The 22,784-nt window shown below is 63.5% G+C and carries 21 protein-coding genes; 8 read left to right on the top strand and 13 right to left on the bottom strand.

Annotation, left to right across the window (positions count from 1 at the left end; genetic code table 11):
* Positions 1-27 precede the first annotated feature (27 nt).
* The 7 genes from DM872_RS17070 to DM872_RS17040 all read right to left on the bottom strand — a co-directional run bounded on the left by DM872_RS17070 (position 28) and on the right by DM872_RS17040 (position 8,488).
* The gene (locus DM872_RS17070; protein ID WP_179060587.1) at positions 28-1,188 is read right to left on the bottom strand and encodes an acyl-CoA dehydrogenase family protein; all 1,161 of its coding nucleotides are present in this window, start codon (positions 1,186-1,188) and stop codon (positions 28-30) included.
* A 19-nt stretch (positions 1,189-1,207) separates the two neighbouring features.
* Positions 1,208-1,990: an enoyl-CoA hydratase/isomerase family protein gene (locus tag DM872_RS17065; RefSeq protein WP_179060586.1), complete on the bottom strand. Its 783-nt coding sequence runs from the start codon at positions 1,988-1,990 to the stop codon at positions 1,208-1,210.
* A 449-nt stretch (positions 1,991-2,439) separates the two neighbouring features.
* A complete protein-coding gene (locus tag DM872_RS17060; protein ID WP_179060585.1) occupies positions 2,440-3,837 on the bottom strand; it encodes an amino acid permease in 1,398 nt (465 codons plus the stop codon).
* 179 nt (positions 3,838-4,016) lie between these two features.
* Complete coding sequence (locus DM872_RS17055) at positions 4,017-6,263, bottom strand: ATP-binding protein (protein WP_179060584.1); 2,247 nt, start codon at positions 6,261-6,263, stop codon at positions 4,017-4,019.
* Positions 6,260-7,033, bottom strand: a complete 774-nt coding sequence (locus tag DM872_RS17050; RefSeq protein ID WP_179060583.1) for a substrate-binding periplasmic protein — start codon at positions 7,031-7,033, stop codon at positions 6,260-6,262. The genes DM872_RS17055 and DM872_RS17050 overlap by 4 nt, the downstream gene beginning before the upstream one ends.
* A gap of 4 nt (positions 7,034-7,037) precedes the next feature.
* On the bottom strand, positions 7,038-7,754 hold the full coding sequence (locus tag DM872_RS17045; protein ID WP_179060582.1) for a response regulator: 717 nt from the start codon (positions 7,752-7,754) through the stop codon (positions 7,038-7,040).
* Between the two features lie 83 nt (positions 7,755-7,837).
* Entirely contained in the window at positions 7,838-8,488 is a 651-nt protein-coding gene (locus DM872_RS17040) for a TetR family transcriptional regulator C-terminal domain-containing protein (protein ID WP_179060581.1), read from the bottom strand.
* A 201-nt stretch (positions 8,489-8,689) separates the two neighbouring features.
* On the opposite strand from DM872_RS17040, the gene DM872_RS17035 reads away from it, so the two are divergent.
* The 4 genes from DM872_RS17035 to DM872_RS17020 all read left to right on the top strand — a co-directional run bounded on the left by DM872_RS17035 (position 8,690) and on the right by DM872_RS17020 (position 12,807).
* Positions 8,690-9,784 carry a polyamine ABC transporter substrate-binding protein gene (locus DM872_RS17035; RefSeq protein ID WP_179060580.1) on the top strand — a complete coding sequence of 365 codons (1,095 nt, stop codon included), beginning with the start codon at positions 8,690-8,692 and terminating at the stop codon, positions 9,782-9,784.
* Positions 9,785-9,816: 32 nt separating this feature from the next.
* Complete coding sequence (locus tag DM872_RS17030; protein WP_179060579.1) at positions 9,817-11,235, top strand: aminotransferase; 1,419 nt, start codon at positions 9,817-9,819, stop codon at positions 11,233-11,235.
* Between the two features lie 43 nt (positions 11,236-11,278).
* Positions 11,279-12,127, top strand: coding sequence for a helix-turn-helix transcriptional regulator (locus DM872_RS17025; protein WP_179060578.1), 849 nt, complete (start codon positions 11,279-11,281; stop codon positions 12,125-12,127).
* Positions 12,128-12,381: 254 nt separating this feature from the next.
* On the top strand, positions 12,382-12,807 hold the full coding sequence (locus DM872_RS17020; RefSeq protein ID WP_179060577.1) for an organic hydroperoxide resistance protein: 426 nt from the start codon (positions 12,382-12,384) through the stop codon (positions 12,805-12,807).
* Positions 12,808-12,908: 101 nt separating this feature from the next.
* Here DM872_RS17020 and cheR read toward each other — a convergent pair whose 3' ends face one another.
* Positions 12,909-13,736, bottom strand: a complete 828-nt coding sequence (gene cheR / locus DM872_RS17015; protein WP_179060576.1) for a protein-glutamate O-methyltransferase CheR — start codon at positions 13,734-13,736, stop codon at positions 12,909-12,911.
* 42 nt (positions 13,737-13,778) lie between these two features.
* Complete coding sequence (locus DM872_RS17010) at positions 13,779-14,711, bottom strand: chemotaxis protein CheV (RefSeq protein ID WP_120649892.1); 933 nt, start codon at positions 14,709-14,711, stop codon at positions 13,779-13,781.
* 74 nt (positions 14,712-14,785) lie between these two features.
* Here DM872_RS17010 and flgA point away from each other — a divergent pair, with 74 nt between their 5' ends.
* The 4 genes from flgA (at position 14,786) to DM872_RS16990 (ending at position 17,371) form a co-directional block, all read left to right on the top strand.
* A complete protein-coding gene (gene flgA / locus DM872_RS17005; RefSeq protein WP_179060575.1) occupies positions 14,786-15,547 on the top strand; it encodes a flagellar basal body P-ring formation chaperone FlgA in 762 nt (253 codons plus the stop codon).
* A gap of 129 nt (positions 15,548-15,676) precedes the next feature.
* Complete coding sequence (flgM, locus tag DM872_RS17000) at positions 15,677-16,015, top strand: flagellar biosynthesis anti-sigma factor FlgM (protein WP_179060574.1); 339 nt, start codon at positions 15,677-15,679, stop codon at positions 16,013-16,015.
* Between the two features lie 48 nt (positions 16,016-16,063).
* Positions 16,064-16,531 (top strand): flagella synthesis protein FlgN, encoded by a 468-nt coding sequence (locus tag DM872_RS16995; RefSeq protein WP_179060573.1) that lies wholly within the window; start codon positions 16,064-16,066, stop codon positions 16,529-16,531.
* Between the two features lie 90 nt (positions 16,532-16,621).
* Entirely contained in the window at positions 16,622-17,371 is a 750-nt protein-coding gene (locus tag DM872_RS16990) for a flagellar brake protein (protein ID WP_179060572.1), read from the top strand.
* A gap of 216 nt (positions 17,372-17,587) precedes the next feature.
* Here the strand turns inward: DM872_RS16990 and DM872_RS16985 are convergent, their stop codons facing one another.
* From DM872_RS16985 to DM872_RS16970, 4 genes are all read right to left on the bottom strand, one after another.
* Positions 17,588-18,208, bottom strand: a complete 621-nt coding sequence (locus DM872_RS16985; RefSeq protein ID WP_179060571.1) for a TIGR04282 family arsenosugar biosynthesis glycosyltransferase — start codon at positions 18,206-18,208, stop codon at positions 17,588-17,590.
* A 98-nt stretch (positions 18,209-18,306) separates the two neighbouring features.
* Complete coding sequence (locus tag DM872_RS16980; protein WP_179060570.1) at positions 18,307-19,632, bottom strand: MFS transporter; 1,326 nt, start codon at positions 19,630-19,632, stop codon at positions 18,307-18,309.
* A gap of 60 nt (positions 19,633-19,692) precedes the next feature.
* A complete protein-coding gene (locus DM872_RS16975) occupies positions 19,693-20,934 on the bottom strand; it encodes a glutamine synthetase family protein (RefSeq protein WP_179060719.1) in 1,242 nt (413 codons plus the stop codon).
* A 278-nt stretch (positions 20,935-21,212) separates the two neighbouring features.
* Positions 21,213-22,784, bottom strand: a 1,572-nt coding sequence (locus tag DM872_RS16970) for a calcium-binding protein (protein WP_179060569.1), incomplete at its 5' end; no start/stop codon positions are given.

Genomic DNA, 22,784 nt, shown 5'->3' with positions numbered 1-22,784 from the left:
TCCCCAAGGGAGAGGGGAACGAAAGCGTCAGCGCAGCAACGGCCGCAGCAGTTCGCGGGAAATGATGTGGCGCTGGATTTCCGAAGTGCCTTCCCAGATGCGCTCGATCCGCGCGTTGCGCCAGATGCGCTCCACCGGGCCTTCGTCCATCAGGCCCATGCCGCCGAAGATCTGCACCGTCTCGTCGGCCACCTTGCCCAGCACTTCGCTGGCGAAGAGCTTGGCCATGCCGGCTTCGCCGTCGGTCATGCTGCCCTGGTCCATCTTCCAGGCGGTGTGCAGGGTCATCAGCTCGGCCGCGCGAATCTGCGTGGCCATGTCGGCGAGCTTGAAAGAGATGCCCTGATAGGTGCCGATGGGCTGACCGAACTGTTTGCGGTCGGCGGCCCATTGCAGCGAGAGGTCGAGGGCACGCTGGGCCTGGCCGACGCAGTTGGCGGCGACCATCACACGGCCGGCGGTGAGCCAGGCGTTGGCCACTTCCCAGCCCTTGTCCACTTCCCCAAGGACCTTGGAGGCCGGCACGCGGCAGTCATCGAAGAAGATCTCGTAGGTGTGGTAGCCCTTGTTGCTGACACAGCGGGGGCCACGGCGCACGGTCATGCCGGCGGTGCCCTTGTCGACCAGGAAGGCAGTGACGGCATTACGCTTCTTGCCGTTGTGCTCGTAGGTGTCGGTGACGGCGAAGACGATGGCGAAGTCGGCGTGGCCGGCATGGCTGATGAAGTGCTTGGCACCGTTCAGGACGAAATCATCGCCATCGCGCACCGCGCGGGTCTTGATGGAATTGGCGTCGGAACCGGCGCCCGGTTCGGTCAGGGCGAAACAGTCGATCTTCTCGCCCTGGATGCTGGGCAGCAGGTACTGCTCGATCTGCTCGCCCTTGCAGGCCATGAGGATTTTCGAGGGCCGCGCGACGAAAACGTGCAGCGCCCAGGACACCTTGGACAGCTCGCGCTCGACCAAAGCCTGGGACAGGTAGTCGAGCCCGCCGCCACCGACTTCTTCCGGCATGTTGAAGGCATAGAAACCGGCCGCCAGCGCCTTGCCGCGAATCTGCGCGGCCAGCTCCGGGGACACGGCATCGGCGCGGTCCACTTCCTCTTCATGGGGCAGCAGTTCCTTCTCGACGAAGCTCTTCACCGCCTCGACGAGCATTTCCTGTTCCTGGGTCAGTTTGAAATCCATGGGAGTCACCTGCCCGCGCTTAGCGGCCTTTGAATTGAGGGGAACGTTTCTCGGCCACGGCGCGCAGCGCTTCGGCGGCGTCTTCGCTGCGGCCACAGAGCAACCCGGCGGCCTGTTCGGCTTCCAGTTGCTGGGCGAGGCTGCGGCTGGCGCCATCGCGAATCAGCGCCTTGGCCTGGGCAAAGGCGAAGGTGGGACCAACAGCCAGGCGCGCAGCCAACTCACCTGCGACGGCCTGCAGTTGCTCGTCAGCGCAGACTTCACCCACCAGTCCTGCGGAGAGGGCCCGTTCGGCATTCCAGAGTTCGTCGAGGAACAGCAAACGCTTGGCCTGCTCGCCACCGATCAGGCGTGGCAGATGCCAACTGGCCCCCGCGTCCGGCGAGTAGGCCATGCCGGTGTAACCGGCCTTGAAGCGCGCCGAAGCGCCGGCAATGCGGAAATCGCAGCACAGCGCCAGGTCCATTCCCGCACCGACAGCCGTGCCATTGATGACGGCGATGGTGGGTTTTGCCAGGCCATGCAGCCGGCCCATCAGGGCGTGGGCGGCTTCGGTCCAGCCGTAGGTTTCCAGCTCACCCCGCGCTTCGGCCTCAGCCCATTCGGCGAGGTCTGCGCCCGCGCAGAAGCTGCGACCTTCGCCGGTCAGCAGCACAACGCGCACGGCCGGATCGGCCTCATGGGCCGCTAGCAGTTCGAGCAGGGCGTTCAGGGTGGGAATATCCAGCGCATTGCGCTGTTGGGGGCGGTTCAGGGTGATCCGGGCGACACCGGCTTCGACCTGGCTGAGCAAGGTGGTCATCGCAACCCTCGTCTTGTTGTGATTGGTGATGAGGAATTAAGGGCGATCCTAAACGAGTGTTCAGGAAGGCGGCAATCCTGCCCATTTGAGGTATGTAACGCCGCAACACATACTTAAGTGCTTGTTTTTAATGCAATTTATTCGAATGAAAGCGGAGTGGAAACGACGCTTGTTACATCTTTGAACAACTCGGAACCGACGCAAGCCGGGCAAGAATCTCGAGCGGAGGATTGGCCACCCTCACCCCAACCCCGCTCTGCGCCCCGGCCAGATCGCTTCGCGATCTGGCGCTCATCGGCACCGAAAGCAGTGCTTCCGAAGGCGTGCCTCTTCGCCCCAAAGGGAGAGGGGGCAGTCAGTGTGGAGTTGAAGACTTGCACGCTTTCTGTAGGGGCGAATTCATTCGCCAATCAGGCCGCAGGCCTGACCCCCGGACGTTCGCGCTGGTGTTACACCGCAGGTGCGACCATCGCCTGGCGCTGACGCTTGAACTGCAGGAAGAAGTAGACGGCGTAGCAGACACCGACGAAGCCGAAGCCCCAGTAGAGCGACGGGCGCTGCGTCGGGTCCAGTGCCAGGAAGACGAACAGCGAGCTGCACAGCAGGATGCAAGCCAGCGGCAGGAAGGGGTACAACGGCGCTGCGTACTTGAGGTCCTGGACGGTACCGCCCGCCTTGTAGTGCTCGCGACGGAAGCGGTACTGGGCCAGGGCAATGACGATCCAGGTCACGGTGCCGGCCATGCCGCTGATGGCCATCAGCACCATGAACAGCGTGTCGGCGGCCACCACGCTGGTCAGCAGCGACAGCAGCGCGAAGCAGAGGGTGATGCTCAGGGCACGCAGCGGTACACCGCGCTTGCTGAGTGTTGTCAGGCTGCGTGGTGCCATCCCGGTCTTGGACATGGCCCAGAGAATGCGGGTGGAAGCGTAGAGACCCGAGTTACCCACCGAGAGGATGGCGGTGAGGATGACGAAGTTCATCAGGTCGGCGGCGAAGGGAATGCCCACCATGTCGAAGACCTGGACGAAGGGGCTTTCCATCAGGCCGGCTTGTTGCCAGGGCACGATGGCCGACAGCACGACGATGGCGAGCACATAGAAGATCAGCACGCGAAACACCACGTTGCGCACCGCGCGCGGGATGCTCTTTTCCGGCTGGTCGGTTTCACCTGCGGCCACGCCCATGATCTCGCAGCCCTGGAACGCGTAGACCACCGCCATCATCACGGCGAACACCGCGGAAAGGCCGTTGGGGAACAGGCTGTCGCCGATCAGGTTGGAGAACATCGGGGCCGGCTCACCGCTGGCCAGCGGCAGGCCGCCGAAGATTGCCAGGAGTCCAACGATGATGAAGCCGAGGATGGCCGCCACCTTGATTCCGGAGAACCAGTACTCCGCCTCACCGAAGGCACGAGTGGCCAGGGCGTTGAGGGAGAACAGCACCACCACGAACAGTGCCGACCAGTACCAGATGGGCACATCGGGGAACCAGCGGGTCATGAGCATGCCGGCAGCGGTGAACTCCAGGCCGACGGTGGTGGCCCAGCTCATCCAGTACACCCAACCGATCATGAAGCCGGTACCGGGACCGATGTAACGGGTGGCATGGGCCTGGAAGGAGCCGGATACCGGCATCTGCACCGAGAGCTCACCGAGGCAGACCATCACCAGGTACATCAGCACGCCGGCTACCAGATAAGCCAGCACGGCGCCGGCCGGGCCACCCTGGTTGATGGTGACGCCCGAGCCCATGAACAGGCCGGTGCCGATCACGCCGCCGAGGGACAGCATGAAAATGTGGCGGCTTTTCAGCGCGCGAGTGAGCTGGATGCGATCTTCAGACATGACGCACCTCCAAATGGAGGTGGCGGGACAGGTGGGCTTTGCGGGTCATTATTCTTGTCTCCAATAGGCCACGAGGACCGCGTTGGACGCGGTTCGGACCGATTATTGGAAGGACTTGTAAGACCCCGTTGTACGTGGGGATCGAAGTTGTAAAAAGTCGTAAGGAATTTGTTCGATTCCTACGAAGCGCCTTGCAGCTGTGCGTCCAGCACCTCCGTCGAACGCACCAACAGTTCTTCCAGACGCGGCTTCAGCGCCTGCAGGGCGTTGGCATCACCGACCAGCGCCAGGGTTTCCAGCTCCCGCAGGCACGTCGCCAAAGCCCGCAGGCCAAGGGATTCGCTGCTGCCGGCGAGGCGGTGGGAGAGGTGTCCAACTTCGGCGCAGTCCTGGGCGACCAGGGCTTCCAGCAGGCCCGCACGCTGTTCATCGAGCATGCGCCGCAACATGACCAGCAGCCCCTGGACCTTCTGCTCGCCCAGCAGGCCACGATGGGTATCCAGCAATTGCCGGTCCAGCAATTCGGCCGCGCCATCGCTATCCTGCGTCCCCCCCTGCCCGGCCAGTGCCCGGCGCAGGTCATCGAGTTTCAGCGGTTTGGCCAGCGCACCTTGCATGCCGGCATCCAGGCAACTGCGAACCAGCGCCGGCTGCAGGCTGGCGGTGAACGCAAGGATGCGGCTACTGCGGTTGGCGCCTTGTTCATCGGCACGGATCAGCCGGCACAGGTCGATGCCGGACATGCCGGGAAGGTGCAGGTCGAGGAGGATCAGGTCGAAGCGCCGCTGCCGGCACACCCGCAGCGCCGGTTCAGCGTCTTCGGCCAGGGTGACCCGATGGCCGTCGCGCTCCAGCAGCCCGGACACCACCTCGCGGTTGAGTGCGACGTCCTCCACCACCAGCACATCCAGTGGCTCTTGCTGCGGAACGACATTCGGAACGGAAGGCAGGTTTCGCGCGGCAGCCAGCTCCAGCTCGAACCAGAAGCAGCTGCCCTCGCCTTCCACGCTCTCGACACCGATCCGCCCGCCCATCAGCTCCACCAGACGCTTGCTGATGGCCAGCCCCAGGCCAGTGCCGCCGTAGCGCTGGGCCACGGCCTCGCTGGCCTGGGTGAAGCGCTCGAAAATCTTCGTCTGCAGCTCCGGGGCGATGCCAATCCCGTCGTCGGTGACACTGATGCGCAAGCGTTGTCCCGCATCCCGGCTTTCCAGCAATTGCACCTCGACGAGGATCTCCCCCTCTTCGGTGAACTTCACCGCGTTGGCCAGCAGGTTGCTCAGCACCTGACGCAGGAACTGCTCGGCACCGTAGCAGCGGCCCTGCACCCGGGCGTCGATGCGCGTACGCAGGATAGTGCCGTTGGCGCTGGCCCGCGGTTCCAGCAAGGTCAGCACCTGATCCAACAGCGCCGGCAGCGAAAAGTCGACCAGCTCGGGCCGGCCCTCCCCTTCTTCCAGGCGGGCGAAATAGAGCACCTCGTTGAGGATCGCCAGCAAGCCTTCGGCGGCCTTGTATAGGGCCTCCAGGCGTTTGCCGTCGCGCTCATCCAGCGAAGCACCCCGCAGCAGTTCTGCCATGCCGAGGATGCCGTTGAGCGGCGTGCGGATCTCATGGCTCATGGTGGCAAGGAAACGCGATTTGGCCAGGTTGGCGGTCTCGGCGTCTTCCTTGGCCCGCTGCAAGCTGGCAGTGCGCCGCTCCACCATGCCCTGCAAGGCGGCGCGGTCTTCCTCGCGGCGCTGGATGTCGTCGAGGATGGCCCGGCGCATGTCATCCAGGGCCTGGGCAACCGTATCGATCTCGTCGGCGCCACGGCCGGGCCGGCGATCCAGATGCAACGCCTCGTACCAGTCACCGGCGCCGACCCGGCGGGCGAAGTCGGCCATCACCTGCAGGTGACGGGTGACCAGGCGGTGGAACAGCCAGGAAAGGGTCACGGCAAGGCCGCAGAGGAAGATCCCCATCCACAGAAGGCTGGTAAGACCGGTGGCATAAAGGCGCTGGTAGACAGCCCCGAGGTCAACAGCGACTTCCAGCTCACCGAGCTGGCGCCGTTCACCGCTGGGGGGCTGGTAGGAGAGTGGAAAGCTCGCGCGGCGCAGCGGGCCGGCGGGCTCGCTGGCGCCTTCCTGCAGGTCGAAATCGGCACTGGTCAGGCGCACTCGGGCGATGTCGGGAAAGTCCGCCAGGCCGCGCAGCTGCATCTTCAACTGCTCCTGGTTGAGGTCCCAGAGGCTGCGTTCGAAGCTGGCCAGGTAGCCGACGCGGATCAGCTCCAGTCGCGCCTCGATGTCGCGCATCTCGCGGCGGTACTCCAGGTGCAGCTGTACCGCGCTGGCGACAAGGGTAAAGCACAGACTGAACAGCAGGATGAACAGCAACAGCCGGCGCAGCAGGCCGCTGGCAGGTTTCGGTGCAGTCATGGCCGGGACTCCGGCTGGGCGACCATGTCGCGATAGGTGGCTTCGCTCTCGGCCAACCAGCGCTCGATCTCGCCGCCGTCGGCCAGGCGCTGCAACTCGGCGTCGATCTCCGCCATGCGCGCGGCGAGCGGGGACTGCCGGGACACCGCCAGGCGCAGGTGGTCGACGGCCAGGGTCAGGGGCAGCGCCCGGATGTCAGCACCGCCAAGCAGGTGTTCGATGTACAACAGGCCGGTGCGCCGTTCGTAGGGGATGAAATCGATGCGTCCACGGATCAGCTTGCCGAAGTTCTGCTGGCTATCGGAGACCCATTCAATATTGCCGGCGCGGACGACGATCTGGTCGAAGGCGTCGCCATAGCTCTCACCGAACAACAGGCCGCCACGATAGCGCTTGAGGTCTTCCAACCTGTCCACCTGGAGTGGGTGCTTGCGGTTGTAGAAGACCGCCACTTCTTCGCGCAGCACGGGCACATCGGCGAAGGCCAGGTCGGCCAGGCGCTCGGGCGTTCGATAGGCCAGCACCACGTCTACCCGCCCTTGTGCGGCATCCATCAGGCAGCGTTTCCAGTTGCCCAGCACCACCACGTCCACGTCCAGGCCGAGTCTGGCGAACACCGCCTTGACCACGGTCGGCGCCAGGCCGCGTACCTGCTTGCCGTCACTCCAGGAAATCGGCGGATAGACCGGGTAGTCGCAGTAGCGCACCGCAGGCGCGGCCTGGGCAGCACCGCAGAACAGGAGGATGGCCAGCAGCCAGGCGCGCGCCATGGGCTCAGGCGGCGCTGGCCGTGGCGGTGAATAGATAACCCGCGCCGTGGATGGTGATGATCAGCTGCGGCTCGGCCGGATCGTCGCGCAGCTTTCGGCGAAGTCGCCCTACCAGCACATCGATGGAACGATCGTTGGGCAGCCATTCGCGGTTGCGGATCTGGTCCATCAACTGGTCGCGGCTGAGGGTGTGCCCGGCATTGCGCAGGAAGACGCTGAGCAACTGGAACTCGCCATGGGTGAGCAGGGTTTCGCTGCCGTCCTGGTCGATCAGGCGGCGCCGATCGTTGTCCAGCGTCCAGCCGGCGAAACGCTTGAGCTGGGTGGACGGGGCGGCGGCGACCGGTTGCTGGGCATGACGTACACGGCGCACCAGATTCTTGGCGCGGGACACGAGCTCACGGGGATTCAGGGGTTTGACTACATAGTCGTCGGCGCCGCATTCAAGACCAACGATGCGATCGACTTCGTCGTTGCGGCCGGTGATGAGGATGATGCCGACCTCCGAGCGCACGCGCAGCTCGCGGGTCAGGGTCAGGCCGTCCTTGCCCGGCAGGCGGATGTCGAGCATCACCAGGTCGACCGGGCTTTCCGCCAGCGAGGCTTCGGCCTGTTCGGCGGTGCTGGCGCATCGTACCTGGTAGCCCTCCTGGGCGAGGTAGGACTGGAGCAGTTCACGGATCAGCGGATCGTCGTCGACGATCAGCACACTGGGAGCCATTGCAAATGCCCTCCGCCGCCGCTGCTTGGCGGGGCGATCTTATTGTTGGAGTGGCTGGAGGTTATCGCCCGCTGAACGATCGATCAACAGGCGCCGACGGGACGCAGGAAGCGCTGCATGCCGCCAGCCTGGAGACCGTCCACCCAGGCTTCGCAGATTTGCGCACCTTGTGCTGGCGTGAAGGTGTGCGGGTTCAATCCGGACTCCAGCCAGAGCCCATCGAGCAAGGCGCTGAGGCTGATCGCGGCAAGCTCGGCGTCGAAACCCTGCCAGCCTTCCTCGAGTGCCAGTTCGGTGAGCACCTTGGCCAGGATGGCCCGGTACTCGCCGTAGGACTGATCGTGAGCCAGGTTGATGGCCTGGGCGGTCTTCACCGCTCCCCAGAAGGCCAGCCAGGCTTCGAGCAACTGGGGGTCCAGCAGTTCTGCGCTGAAGGACGCCTGGAAGAATGCCGACAGCCGCGGCCGTGGGCTGGCAGGGGCATCGTCGATGGCGTCGCGCAGGAGCTTCATCACCCGCCCGGTGACGGCCAGGTAGGCCTCGGCGACCAGTTCATCCTTGCTCGCGTAGTGATGGTTGATCAGCCCCACCGACACGCCAGCCTCGGCGCAGATCTTGCGGATGGAGGCGCCCTGGAAACCATGGCGCTTGAGGCAGATGAGGGTCGCTTCGATCAGGTGCGCCTTGCGCAACTCGGGGTCCAGGCGGGAGTAGCGCACATCCTGGGTTGTCATGCCGAAAGCTCCTGTGGTGGTCCGGCGATTCGTAGAGCCCGTTCATGCTCTCGCGATGCGCAGCAGATCATGGACAGGTTCTGAACGACTGTACAGGAGGACGCCGCCCCCACCTACCCGTTCGGGTTATGGCCGCTATCGCCCAAGGGGCACAAAGTAGGTAGCGAGGCGATTCGATAACAACAATAGAGGTGAACCGATATGCACAAGACCCTGGTCGCAGCACTCGGCACGACGCTCATCCTGTTGCCGGCCCTGAGCCCGGCGGACGACAGCAACACCCTGCGCCTGTACAACTGGTCGGACTACATGGGCGAGCACACCCTCGCCGAGTTCGAAAAGGCCACCGGGATCAAGGTGGTCTACGACACCTTCGACTCCTATGAGACCGTTCAGGGCAAGCTGCTGCCCGGCCGCTCCGGCTACGACCTGGTGGTGCTCAACGCCGCCCTGGTGCCGCCGCTGCTCAAGGCGGGGGTTTTCCAGCCGCTGGACAAGAGCCGCCTGCCCAGCTGGGGCAACCTCGACCCACAGGTCCTGGCCAGCCTGGAACACTTCGATCCGGGCGTGACCTATTCGGCGCCCTACACCTGGGGCAGCAACGGCATCACCTACAACGTCGACATGATCAAGGCGCGCATGCCTGATGCGCCAATCGGCTCCCTGGCGATGGTCTTCGACCCCGAGATCGTGTCGCGCTTCGCCGACTGCGGCGTGACCCTGATCGACTCCCCCACTGATGTGCTCCCGCTGGCGCTGGCATACCTGGGGCGTGATCCGAACAGCGCGGAGCCCGAGGACCTCAAGGCCGCCCAGGACCTGCTGATGAAGGTGCGTCCCTACATCCGCAAGTTCGACTCCATGAGCTACCTCAACGGTCTGGCCAACGGCGACCAGTGCATCGCCATGACCTGGTCCGGCGATTACGCCACCGCCCAGGCGCGTGCCACGGAAGCCGGCGCCAAAGTGAAGCTGGACTACTTCATTCCCAAGGAAGGTTCGCTGATCTGGTTCGATGACTTCTACATCCCCAAGGACGCGCCCCATGTGGAGAACGCGCACAAGTTCATCGAATACATGCTGCAGCCCAAGGTGATCGCCCAGGTCACCGACTACATCCGCTACGCCAACAGCAACAAGGCTGCCACACCGCTGGTAGCGGCCGAGGTGCGCAACGATCCGGCGATCTACCCCGACGACACGACGCGTGCCCGGCTCTTCACCCAGAAAACCCAGCCGCAGAAGGCCATGCGCCTGATCACCCGCACCTGGAATGCGGTCAAGACCGGCAAATGATTTGAACTGCCCTGTACGGAAAGGTAACGACCATGAACACCCCAAACACCGACTTCTTCGCCCAGTTCGACGATGAGCGCCTGGTGGCCGCCGACAAGGCGCATTACATGCACGGTTACCACGTCTTCGACGACCACCGGGAAAATGGCGCGTTGAACATCGCGGCCGGCAGCGGTGCCTATATCTACGACACCGCTGGCAATCGCTACCTGGACGCCGTGGGCGGCATGTGGTGCACCAACATCGGCCTGGGCCGCGAGGAAATGGCCGAAGCCATCGCCGACCAGGTCCGCCAACTGGCCTACTCCAACCCGTTCTGCGACATGGCCAACGTCAAGGCCATCGAACTCTGCGAGAAGCTGGCGGAGCTGGCGCCGGGCGACCTCGACCACGTGTTCCTCACCACCGGTGGCTCCACCGCCGTGGATACCGCCTACCGCCTGGTGCAGTACTACCAGAACTGCCGTGGCAAGCCGGAAAAGAAACACGTCATCACCCGTATCAACGCCTACCACGGCTCCACCTTCCTGACCATGTCCCTGGGTGGCAAGGCGGCGGATCGTCCGGCGGAGTTCGACTTCCTCAAGGACCGCATCCACCACATCTCCTGCCCCAACCCCTACCGGGCGCCAGCGGGCATGGACGAGGCGCAGTTCCTGGAGTTCCTGGTCAACGAGTTCGAGGACAAGATCCTCACCCTGGGCGCGGACCGGGTGGGTGCCTTCTTCGCCGAGCCGATCATGGGTTCGGGTGGCGTGATCATCCCGCCGGCCGGCTACCACAAGCGCATGTGGGAGGTCTGCCAGCGCCATGACGTGCTCTATATCTCCGACGAGGTGGTGACCTCCTTCGGCCGCCTGGGCGCTTTCTTCGCCTCGGAAGAAGTATTCGGCGTGGTCCCGGACATCATCACCACTGCCAAGGGCCTGACGTCCGGCTACCTGCCGCTGGGCGCCTGCATCTTCTCCGAGCGCATCTGGCAGGTGATCGGCGAGCCGGGCAAGGGCCGCTGCTTCAGCCATGGCTTCACCTACAGCGGCCACCCGGTGAGCTGCGTCAGCGCGCTGAAGAACATCGAGATCATCCAGCGGGAAAACCTGTTGGCCCATGTGGACGACGTGGGGGCTTACCTGGAGGAACGCCTGCATACGCTCGCGGACCTGCCGTTGGTGGGCAGCGTGCGCTGCAAGAAGCTGATGGCCTGCGTCGAGTTCGTCGCCGACAAGGCCAGCAAGACCCTGTTCCCCGATGAACTGAACATCGGCGAACAGATTCACCTGAGGGCGCAGAAACGGGGCTTGCTGGTGCGCCCCATCGTGCACCTGAACGTGATGTCGCCGCCGCTGACCATCACCCGCGCCCAGGTGGACGAGATCGTCGACACGCTGCGCGAGGCGATTCTGGAAACCGCTGCCGACCTCGCGCGAAGTGGCGACTATGCCGGCAGTTGAGGGAGTCTGGCCGCTACCTGGCGACGCCAGTAGACTGCCGGACATGACCGAGACCGCTTCTGACAAAACCACCCCCGCCACCCTGCATGCCTGGCATGCAGGGCTGGCACGGGCCATGGCCAGCGTCGCGGAACCTTCATTCTGCGAGCACCTGATCGACGCACTGCGAAACCTGGTGCCCATCGAATCGGTGCTGCTGGGCCTGGAGTGCAAGGGACTAGCCCCGCGACCGCTCTACCAGTGCGGCATTCCCACCGAGTATCGCGAGGCGCTGATCGAGCGCTACTACGCTCGCGGCTACCTGCTGGACCCCTTCTGCCTGGCCATGGAGAACGGCTTGGCCGAAGGCTTCTACCACCTTTCGGAAATCGCCCCGGACGACTTCTTCAGCAGCGAGTACTACCGCACCAACTACCTCAAATGCGGCTCGGTGGAAGACGCCCATTTCATCGTCGACCTGGGTGGCCAGCGCAAGGTTTCCCTCTGCGTGTACCAGGGCCGCAGTGGGGCACGCTTCAGCCAGGAAGAACTTGCGCTGCTACGGACTGCGCACCCACTGGTGCGCGAACTGATGCGCCAGTTCGACGAGCGCGGCGGACTGATGCGCTGCCTTGATGGCCATGGACCTGCGCCCATGCACACGGCACCGTCTGCGGCGCTGAACCAGCAGATACGCGAGGCCTTCATGAACTTCGGCAGCGACCGCCTGACCGAACGCGAACGGGAGATCGCCCACCTGCTGCTGCGTGGACACTCGGCCAAATCCAGCGCCAAGGTGCTGGAAATCTCCCCGGAAACCGTGCGCATGCACCGCAAGAATCTCTATACCAAGCTGGAAATCAGCTCCCAGGCCGAACTCTTCGCCCTGTTCATCGACTGGCTGACAGCCTGAGGCGCGTTTTCAGTCGCCATGTCCGCGACCTCCCTGTAGGAGCCAGCTTGCTGGCGAACAGGAGCCATTCGCTGGCAAGCCGGCTCCTACAACACTTGGCGCAACTGCCGCTGCCGGGCAGACCTGCGGCCTGCTTGGCGATTGAAATCGCCCCTACAGGTGGTGCAGACACAACCTTTTCAGTCGGACGGCGCTGGGCAGATCCGATCCTTTGACTAGGCTTGCTTGTCTCTTCCTCTAACCGGAGACGCGCCATGCCCATCGAGAAAGCCCTGTATACCGCCCATGCCGAAGCCTATGGTGGTCGTGAAGGTCGCGCCGTGTCCTCGGATGGCGTGCTGGATGTGAAGCTGACGACGCCCAAGGAGCTGGGTGGCCCCGGAGGCGACGGCACCAACCCCGAGCAGCTTTTCGCCGCAGGTTATTCGGCGTGCTTCCTTGGCGCCATGAAGTTCGTCGCCGGCAAGGAAAAGATCACGCTGAGCGAGGACACCTCTATAGAAGGCGCCGTGGGCATCGGCACCCTGCCGACAGGTTTCGGCATCGAAGTCGAACTGAAGATTTCACTGCCCGGGCTGGACAAGCAGGTCGCCAAGGAGCTGGTGGACAAGGCGCACATTGTCTGCCCGTACTCCAACGCCACGCGCGGCAATATCAACGTGAAGCTGACCCTGGTGTAGGAGAGGGGGGACGCCTGGTTCTTGCTCGCGAATTACGGTTCGCCAGCAAGCTGGCTCCTTCATGAGTGACTGATAAAAGGGAGGCCATTGGCCTCCCTCTTTCATTTCACCTTGTAGATGATCCCCGGGCTGCACTGGACCATCTGGTAGAGGTCCGGCAAGCCGTTCAGCGCCTCGGACGCACCGAGGAACAGGTAGCCGCCCGGTTTCAGGGTGGCGTGGATGCGGGTGAGGATGTCCTTCTTCACTTCGGCGGAGAAGTAGATCAGCACGTTGCGGCAGAAGACGATGTCGAACTTGCCGAGGGCGGCGTAGCTGTCCAGCAGGTTCAGCGGGCGAAACTCCACGCGGCTGCGGATGGCCGGCTTGACCGCCCAGCGCCCCGGCCCTTTCGGGTCGAAATAACGTACCAGACGGTCCTGCGAGAGGCCGCGCCCCATGGCCAGGCTGTCGTACTCGCCAGAGCGACAGGCCGTGAGCATCGAGCTGGACAGGTCCGTGGCGACGATGCGCGCGCCGGCCTTGAGCTGGCCGAGGTTGACCTTCTCGTACTCGTCGATCGTCATGGAAATGGAGAAAGGCTCCTGTCCCGACGAGCTGGCCGCCGACCAGATGCGCAACGGCAGGTTCGGGTTGGCCTTGATCAGCTCGGGCAGGACCCGGTTTTTCAGCACTTCGAAGGGATAGGTATCCCGAAACCACAGGGTTTCGTTGGTGGTCATGGCATCGATGACCTGCTCGCGCAGGCCGCCACGGGAAAAACCCTGGATGCGCTGGGTGAGTTCACCCAGCGTCTTGATGCCGTTCTGCTCCATCAGCTTGTTCAGCCGACTGGAGACCAGATACTGCTTGTTGCTGCCCAGCAGGATGCCGCAGGTCTTTTCCAGGAACACCCGGAACTGCTCGAACTCCACATTGCCTGAAGACACTAAGGGCGCCTCACCGATCTGTTTCCTTGTCAGGGGGCCGAATCAGCCCCCGTCCGTTACCTTGATGCGTTCCACGACTCGCGCGGCCAGGTCATCCGGCTTGAACTTGGCGAGGAAGTCATCTGCCCCGACCTTCTTCACCATCGCCTGGTTGAACACACCCGAGAGCGAAGTATGCAGGAGGATATGCAACTTCTGCATGCGCGGATCGTTGCGGATCTCCGCCGTCAGGGTATAGCCGTCCATCTCCGGCATCTCGATGTCGGAAACGATCATCAGCAGTTCCTGTTCCGGCGCCTTGCCCTCCTCCACCAACTCGCGCAGGTAGTTGTAGGCCTGGCGGCCGTCGTTCAACGCCTTGACCTCGACGCCGACGGTTTCCAGGCAGCGGATCACCTGTTTACGCGCGACGGAGGAGTCGTCAACGATCAGGACCCGCTTGCTCACAGCCTTGCTCTGGGTGTCGATGTCGATCACGCCTTCGGACACCACCTCGGAGGTAGGCGCCACTTCAGCGAGGATCTTCTCGACGTCGATGATCTCCACCAACTGCTTGTCGACCCGGGTGACCGCCGTCAGGTAATGGTCACGACCGGTGCCCTTGGGTGGCGGATGGATCTCCTCCCAGTTCATGTTGACGATGCGTTCCACCGAGCGCACCAGGAAACCCTGCACCTTGGTGTTGTATTCCGTGATGATGACGAAGCTGTTCTTCAGGTCATCGAGGCCTCTGCGACCGGTCGCCATGGACAGGTCGAGAATCGGAATGGTACCCCCACGGATATTGGCGACCCCGCGTACGACCGGACTGGACTTGGGCATCAGGGTGAGGCGGGGGCACTGCAGCACCTCCTTCACCTTGAACACGTTGATCCCGTACAGCTGCGGCCCGTCGAGACGGAACAGCAGCAGCTCCAGGCGGTTCTGCCCGACCAGTTGAGTACGCTGGTTAACCGAATCCAAAACACCGGCCATGACCAGACTCCTATTACAAGTCGATGAGCCCGCTTCAGCCTAGCAGGCGGCACGAGCCTTGCTTCTAAGTTTGCATGAACACCATGATGACGCTTTTCCGACGCCTGATGGCAAAACGCCGCAAACCGCTTGCGGCTGTTTTACCCGCTTTGTGCTGCCTCGGCTACAGTCCGGCGTCGAGTGCGACTGTGACGTCGCCTGAGGTACTTATCGGCACGGCCGAAGGCTTTCTTGAGTTCACCGTCGAAGAATATCTGCAGCGCGGCAACATCCAGGGTCGCAGTGAAATCCAGGTCAACCGGCTCGATCCCCGCCTGCGACTGGCTGAATGCGACAGGGATTTGACGGCCAAGCTGGAAAGCCCTGCCCAGCCGCTGGGACGCGTCACGGTGCGAGTCAGTTGTGAAGGCAGTTCGCCCTGGACGGTGTTCGTTCCCGCACAGGTGAAGCTCTATCGCGAAGTGGTGGTGGTTACGCGGGCATTGCGTCGTGGCGTCCCTATCACTCATCAGGATGTGGCCCTGGCCGAACGTGACGTCGGCACCTTGAATCAGGGGTTTCTGAGCGATCCGGGGCAGATCATCGGCCAGAAGACCACACGCTCGCTGGTTTCCGACCAGGTGCTGGCTCCGTTGCACCTGGAACAGGCCGAAGTAGTGAGCAAGGGCGACCAGGTCGTGATCAGCGCCGTCGGCTCGGCCATCAATGTGCGCATGCCGGGCGAAGCCATGAGCAAGGGCGCGCCGGGTGAGCAGATACGGGTACGCAACCTGAGTTCCGGCCGCGTGATCAAGGCCCGTGTAAAGGGACCCGGCCAGGTTCAGGTAGATATGTAGGCATGATTCCGCTGGCGCCGGACAGGGCTGATTTCCTAAACTCAGCCGGTACGAAAGAATTTTCTAAAGTTATCCCGGACAGGGCCGATAAAACGGTAAGCGTCCAAATAGCGTCCGAGGTTCAGCATCATGGTTATCGACTTCAACCGGCTCAATAACGGTCCCACGCCCGCCAACTCGGGGCGTACCGGCAGCACCCAGGCCGGCAAGAGCGAAACCGTCACCAGCGGCCAGACTGCATCGACCCAGAACACCGGCGAGCAGGCTCCGGCTGCCAAAAGCGGCGAATCCGTGCAGCTGAGCAGCGAAGCTCAAGTGCTGCAGAAAGCCGGCGAACAACTGCGCGACCTGCCCGTTGTGGACAAGGAGCGCGTGGAAAAGCTCAAGCAGGCCATTGCCGACGGCTCTTATCAAGTCGACAGCAAGCGCGTGGCCAGCAAGCTGCTGAACTTCGAATCCCAGCGCTAGTCCACGGGCGGCGCTGGGGAACTTGGACGCTAAGGCCCCAGAGCGCGTATGCACGACACCAACCTGCTTCAGCTGTTCTCCGACGATATCGGCCACGCCAAGCGATTGCTTGAGCTGATGGACGAAGAATTCCAGGTTCTGGGTGAGCGCGACCTCGTCCGCCTCGAAAAACTCCTCGCCGACAAGCAGCCCCTCCTTGCCCAACTCGACCAGCATGGCCGCCAGCGCAGCCAGTTGCTGGCCAGTCTGCAGCTGAGCGCTGATCGCAGCGGCTTGCAGCAACTCGCCGAGCGCTCCCCGATGGGCCAGGAACTGCTTGATCGCAGTGACGAACTGGGTGAGCTGCTGGAGCGCTGCAGGACGACCAACGAGCGCAATGGCCGACTGATCCGCGCCAATCGGGCGACGATCGGCAATATGCTCGGCATCCTCCGTGGCGGTGACACGCCCAGCCTCTATGACAGCCGCGGTGCGGCCGCTAGAATCGGCCAGCAGCGCCCGCTCAGCCAGGCCTGACAAGCCATTACAAGAAAGGCACAAAGACATAGAGGCACGATGCCACTATTCTTTGTGTGACCCGCGTTTGTGTTCGGAGAGACCTGGACCGTGTCCAACCCATTCCACGAAGTCAACGGCCCTCAACCCCCCAAGGTGCTCAAGGCACCGGTAGAGATCCTGGCCAACCTTCGTCTGTTGCAGCAGCATCACGACCCGCTGATCGTCACCTTCCACGACCGGAACCAGCGCTTCCAGAGCTACCTGATTGAAGTGGACCGCGACCGTGGTCTGATCGCCCTCGACGAATTGATCCCCAATGACGGCGAACGCTTTCTGAAGAATGGCGAAACCTTCCGTGTCGAAGGCTTCCACGACGGCGTGCGAATCGCCTGGGATGCCCAGCAAGCAGCCACGATCGGCGAGTTCGAGGGAGGTCGTTGCTACTGGTGCCCGCTGCCCGACGAGGTGACTTACCACCAGCGCCGTAACGCCTTTCGCGCCCCCCTGAAACAGAGCCAGTTGGTCCCCATCGAACTGGACGGTGACAAGCTGTCGTCGGCGATCAAGGGCGTGATGCTGGATATCTCGGCCACCGGCTGCAAGCTGCGCTTCGAAGGAGACCTCAGCGGTCGCCTGCAAGCCGGACAGGTCTATGAGCGCTTCAGCGCCAGGATGCCCATCGGCCCCATTACCACTCCCGTGGAGCTGCGCCATCTGCATTTCGACGAGAAGCTCGGCATGAGCTTTGCCGGCATCCGCTTCCACAACATGAGCGGGCTGGTGCAGCGCAATGTTGAACGCTTCGTCTACCAACTGCAGCGCGAAGCGCGTCGCTTCGAGAAGGACGAACTCTTCTAGCAGTCGATTCGGAAGGCTATGTCTGCGTTAGCTGTTGCCAGAGATGGGCCATCGGTCCAGGAGCCTTGTAGGAGCTAGCTTGCTGGCGAAACGGGGCCATTCGCTGGCAAGCCAGCTCCTACGGGCAATGCACCTACTTGCAACACTTAATGCAGACACAGCCATTCGGAAGGCACAATCGCCGGTCGCTGCTTTCCACGTCCGGCCCTTTCTGTCTCAGACGACCCCGAGCTTGAATCCCAGTCGCCCCAGGCGCGGTAAATGCTCGGGACTGTCCATTACCCAGAGCGACGGCAGCAGCCCATGCTGCCAATCCAGTTGTTGCAGTCGCTCACAGGTCAAGGCCAGCACCCGGTCACTGCCCCAGGGCATGGCTTCGAAAAGGCGCGGATCGACACGTCGCAGACCGAGCAGGCCATAGCGGCCATCTTCCGTCGGCCCTAGAACCGCCTGATGCTCATGCAACGCCTCGCAGGCGGCCGAGAGGTAATCGGCGTCCAGCATCGGACAATGCTGGCCGATGAGTACCACTGCATCGTTTTCGGAAAGTCCCAGGGCAGCGATACGCCGCATTCGCTCCCCCAGGTCACCCACTGGCTGGCCGACGACCATCCAGTCGTTGTCCTCGGCCAGGGCTTCAAGGGCCTCGTCCGGCCCATCCTCGATCCAGAAGATCCGCTCACTGAAGCCCAGTGGCGGTAGGTTGAGTACGCGTGCCACCAATTGCCGATGCAACTGGCTGACCCCCTCCTCGCCCAACTCCGGAACCAGGCGGGGGTGGTGCTTGCCGGCCTGCGGAGCGCTGGCCAGCAGATGCAGGGATATGCTCAACGACATCACCAGATCCTCCTTGAAGTCCCAAGGCAGGCTTGGGCTTGAAGCTCGGGTAGGCGCACTCGTCGATAATTGGGCAAAAGGGATGTGGCGTTGGGCCACTACTTATCGGGCTGCGGTTGCTCCGGCATCTCCTCGGGCGACGGCTCGGGCGGCGGAACTTCGCCGTTCTGCATCTGGTCGTGCACCGCTTTTTCATCGACGCGGGGGTCGAGGGCTGCCACCAAGGGAGAACTGATCATGTTGTCGGGCGTCGGCACATGGTGCAGCGGCGCCTCGTCGACGCGGTGCAACCCGGTAACCGCATCCGGTCGAACCCGAAGGACCAACACGGTGGCGCAGAAGCATACGAACGCGTAGAGCATGTTCGGCCCCAACAGCTTCATCAGGGCGCCGGTCAACAGCGGACCAATGCTCGCCCCCACGCCGAAGGTGATCAGTAGCATGGCGGTCAGCGACACCCTTCGCTCGGCTTCTATATGGTCATTGGAGAAAGCCACTGCGAGTGGGTAGAGGCTGAACTGCAGCAGGCAGACCAGGAAGCCGACCGGGAACAGCACCTCCAGCGGCGCGGCGGGCATGATCGCCAGGGGCAAGGCCGACACCGCGAGCAAGGCTGCCGTGGTGCGAATCAGCACCGCACGATCATGGCGGTCCGACAGCCAGCCCAACGGCCACTGCACGAGGAGCCCGGCCAGAATGCAGCTCCCCATGAACAGGCCCACCTGGTTGATTGGCAGACCTTGGGCGGTGGCATAGAGCGGCGCCAGACCGTAGAAGGAACCGATCACCAGACCGGAAACCAGCACGGTGGTCATGGACTGCGGCACACGATTGATGAAGAAACGCGGTTCCAGCGGTGCCGGATGCAGCGGCGCCGGGTGCAACTTGCGGGTCAGCGCGACGGGCACCAGGCACAGCGCGAAACACATCGCCACGAGCATCAACAGCTCCGGACCGAGGCCCGGGTGCAGGACCAGCACCAGTTGCCCAAGCACCAGGCCCAGGTAGGAGGCGACCATGTAACCGGCGAACACCTGCCCGCGCTGGCTGGCGTCGGCCTGCTCGGTGAGCCAGCTCTCGATCACCATGTACTGGCACATCATCCCCAGCCCCACCAGCATCCGCATGAACAGCCAGGCCGGCAGGAAGTCGATCAGACCATGCCCGAGCACGGCCGCCGTCACCACGCCGGCACAGGCCACGTAGGCGCGGATATGCCCGACCCGGGCAATCAGCCGGTGCCCCAGCTTGCCGCCAAGGATCAGGCCGAAATAGTTGGCCGCCATCAGGGCGCCGACCCAGAGCCCATCCACCTTGTCCGCAGCGAGGCGAAGGCCGAGGTAGGTACTGAGCAGGCCGGAGCCGATCAGCATGAGCAGGGTGGCGAAATACAGTGCGCGAAACGACTTCCAGATCCGATGCATCGACGCTCCAGGCGGCTTCTTGTACAGGGAGGGCCGCCCGGAAAGGCGGCCCTGGGGCGATCAGACCTGGGCAGCGAGGACGCGCCGTTCCCAGGGAGTGATCTCATCGAAGAAGCTGCAGAGCTCCATCGTCTTCGTAGCAATGTAGCCTTCGATGAACTCATTGCCGAACAGTTCACGTGCCAGATCGCTGCGTTTCAGACGTTCGATAGCGGCGTGCAGGGTACAGGGCAACAACAACTCGTCCGGAGCCTCGAATTCACCCTGGATGGGAGCGCTCGGTTGCAGCTTTCGTTCCATCCCGTAAAGCCCGGCCGCCAGGCTGGCGGCGATGGCCAGATAGGGATTCGCATCGGCGCCGGGCAGACGGTTCTCCACCCTCCTCGCCACCGGCGCGCTGGCCGGAATGCGTAGGCCCGCTGCACGGTTGTCATGGGACCAGCAGGCGTTGTTGGGGGAAGCATAGGGGTGACAGAGACGCTGGTAGGAGTTCACGTTGGGCGCGAACAGCGCGGTGAAATCTCCCATGGCCGCCTGCTGCCCGCCGATGAAGTGGGCAAAGGCCGGGGTCGCCTCGCCATTGGCGTCAGTGAAGATGTTCTGCTCGCCGTCGAGCGTCACCACGCTCTGGTGGATATGCATTGAACTACCCGGCGTGTGCGGCAACGGCTTGGCCATGCACACCACCTGGATACCGTGCTTGAGCGCGACTTCCTTCAGCAGGTGCTTGAACAGGAAAGTCTGGTCCGCCAGGAGCAACGGATCGCCATGCAGGAAATTGATCTCGAACTGGCTGACGCCCATTTCGTGCATGAAGGTGTCGCGAGGCATGCCGAAGGCTTCCATGCCGCGATACACCTCTTCGAAGAACGGCCGCAAACCGTTGTTGGACGACACACTGAAAGCCGAGCAGCCATCCTCGCGACGACCATCCAGGCCTATCGGCGGCAGGAAGGTCTGGGTCGGATCGGGATTGGGAGCAAAGACGAAGAACTCCAGCTCGGTCGCCACCACGGGCTTCCAGCCGTAGGTCGCATAGCGCTCCACCACCTTTCGCAGCAGACCGCGGGTCGACAGCCCGGACGGACGGCCATCCAACTCCTGGGCGTCGCAGATGGCCAGGGCCCGCGAACGCTCGCTCCAGGGCAGACAATGCACCTGGCTCGGCTCGGCGACCAAGGCCAAGTCACCATCGTCGCTGCCATAGAAGCGGGCCGGCGGATAGCCGCCCATGATGCATTGCAGCAACACGCCTCGCGCCAGTTGCAAACGCCGCCCCGAGAGGAAGCCCTCCCCCGTCATCACCTTGCCGCGCATCACGCCATTCAGGTCGGGAGTGACGCACTCGATTTCTTCAACCCCGGCCAGACGCTCGGCGAGCGGGCTGCGGACTTTGGTAGTCATGATTGTTGTCCTTGTGCACTACGGCCGCTCTGGACGGCGGCTTGTACAAAATACGCACCGGCTGTTTGAAATATCAAGCAGACGAAGTGACGATTCCTCATCCCATGAAAAAAGGGGTGAAGCACTGAGTGCTTCACCCCTTCTTCGTTACCGCTTCGTGCGCGCTGGCTGCCTCCTCAGCTGACGATGAAGTCCGCCGAAGTCACGCTGGTGGCATCCGTCACACCCACCAGAGTGATGCTGTTGGCGCCGATCGCCACCCGGGTATCCGCCCCGACATCGGTGATCACCACGTTGGCTGCGAAGTTTGCCGCGGTGATGCCCAGGGACGCCACGTTCAGCAGGTCCTGGCCACCCACCGGGTTGGCATCGAAGCTGAGGACGCGATCCTGGCCGAAGTTCCCGCCGAACACGAAGGTGTCGTTGCCCGCGCCGCCACTCAGCGTGTCGTTACCCGCACCACCGTTGAGCGTGTCGTTACCCGCACCGCCGTTGATGGTGTTCGCCAAGGCATTGCCGGTGCCGCTGAAGTTGCCGGCGCCTCCCGACAGCAAGGTCTCGACGTTCGCCGCCAGGGTGTAGCTCGCCAGGTTCGTCCACACCGTGTCGGCGCCCTGGTTCGCCAGCTCCATGACCACATCCCCGGCTTCCGTCACCACGTAGATGTCGTCCCCCTGTCCACCGATCATGGTGTCGTTGCCGGAACCGCCACCCAAGGTGTCGTTCCCGAGGCCACCCACGAGCATGTCGTTACCGGCACCGCCTTGCAGCACGTTGTTACCGTTGCCGCCCCGGATCACGTTGGTCACGGCGTTGCCATTACCGGTGAAGCTCGCGGCACCGCCATAACTCAGGTTCTCGACGTTCACACCCAGGGTGAAGGTGGTCAGCGTTGTCCACACCAGGTCGGTGCCCTGCCCGTTCTGCTCGACCACCACGTCGCCCGCATCGCTGACCACGAAGGTGTCGTCACCCAGACCACCGGCCAGGGTATCGTTGCCCGAACCACCATCCAGCGTGTCGTTGCCGGCCCCACCCACCAGGTTGTCGGCGCCGGCGCCGCCCATCAGGGTGTCGTTGCCGACGCCACCGGTAATGGTGTTGGCCAGGACGTTGCCGTTGCCGGCGAAGTTGCCGCTTCCGCCATAGACCAGGTTCTCGACGTTGGCGGTCAGGGTGTAGCTCGCCAGGGTCGTCCAGACCAGGTCAGTGCCCTGTCCGTTCTGCTCGTTCACCACGTCGCCGGGATTGCTGACCACGAAGGTGTCATCGCCCAAGCCGCCGGACATGGTGTCGTTGCCGGCCCCACCATCGAGCACGTCGTTGCCCGCGCCGCCACTCAGCGTGTCGTTGCCGGCCCCGCCACTGATCAGGTCGTCACCGGCCGCACCGGTCAGCGTGTCATTGCCAGGCCCGCCGTTGAAGATGCCACCGACCCGCGCCGTCGCCAGCGACGCCACCGAGTTGTTGAAGCCACTGTCATCGACGTAGCTGGTGACCACCCGCAGGAACAGCCCGACCTGCGCCGTTCCCGGCGTGAAAGTGGCCGTCGTGGCACCACCGATGTTGCCCCAGGTGGTGCCGTTGTTCGACGACTGCCACTGGAAGCCGAACACCGAGGTCGTCGTGCCATCGACGTCCGCCACCGTACCCCGCGAGGCCGTCAGCAGCTGGTTCTGGGTCGGCGTGGTATCGCTGATCACCGGTGCCCCCGTCGGCGCATCGTTGACCTGCGTGGCCGAAACCAG

This window comes from Pseudomonas taiwanensis, assembly GCF_013393345.1.
In the GTDB taxonomy this organism is placed as follows: Bacteria; Pseudomonadota; Gammaproteobacteria; order Pseudomonadales; family Pseudomonadaceae; genus Metapseudomonas; species Metapseudomonas resinovorans_C.
Note: the sequence above shows the minus strand (reverse complement) of the source record. Positions and strands in the feature narration are given on the sequence as shown.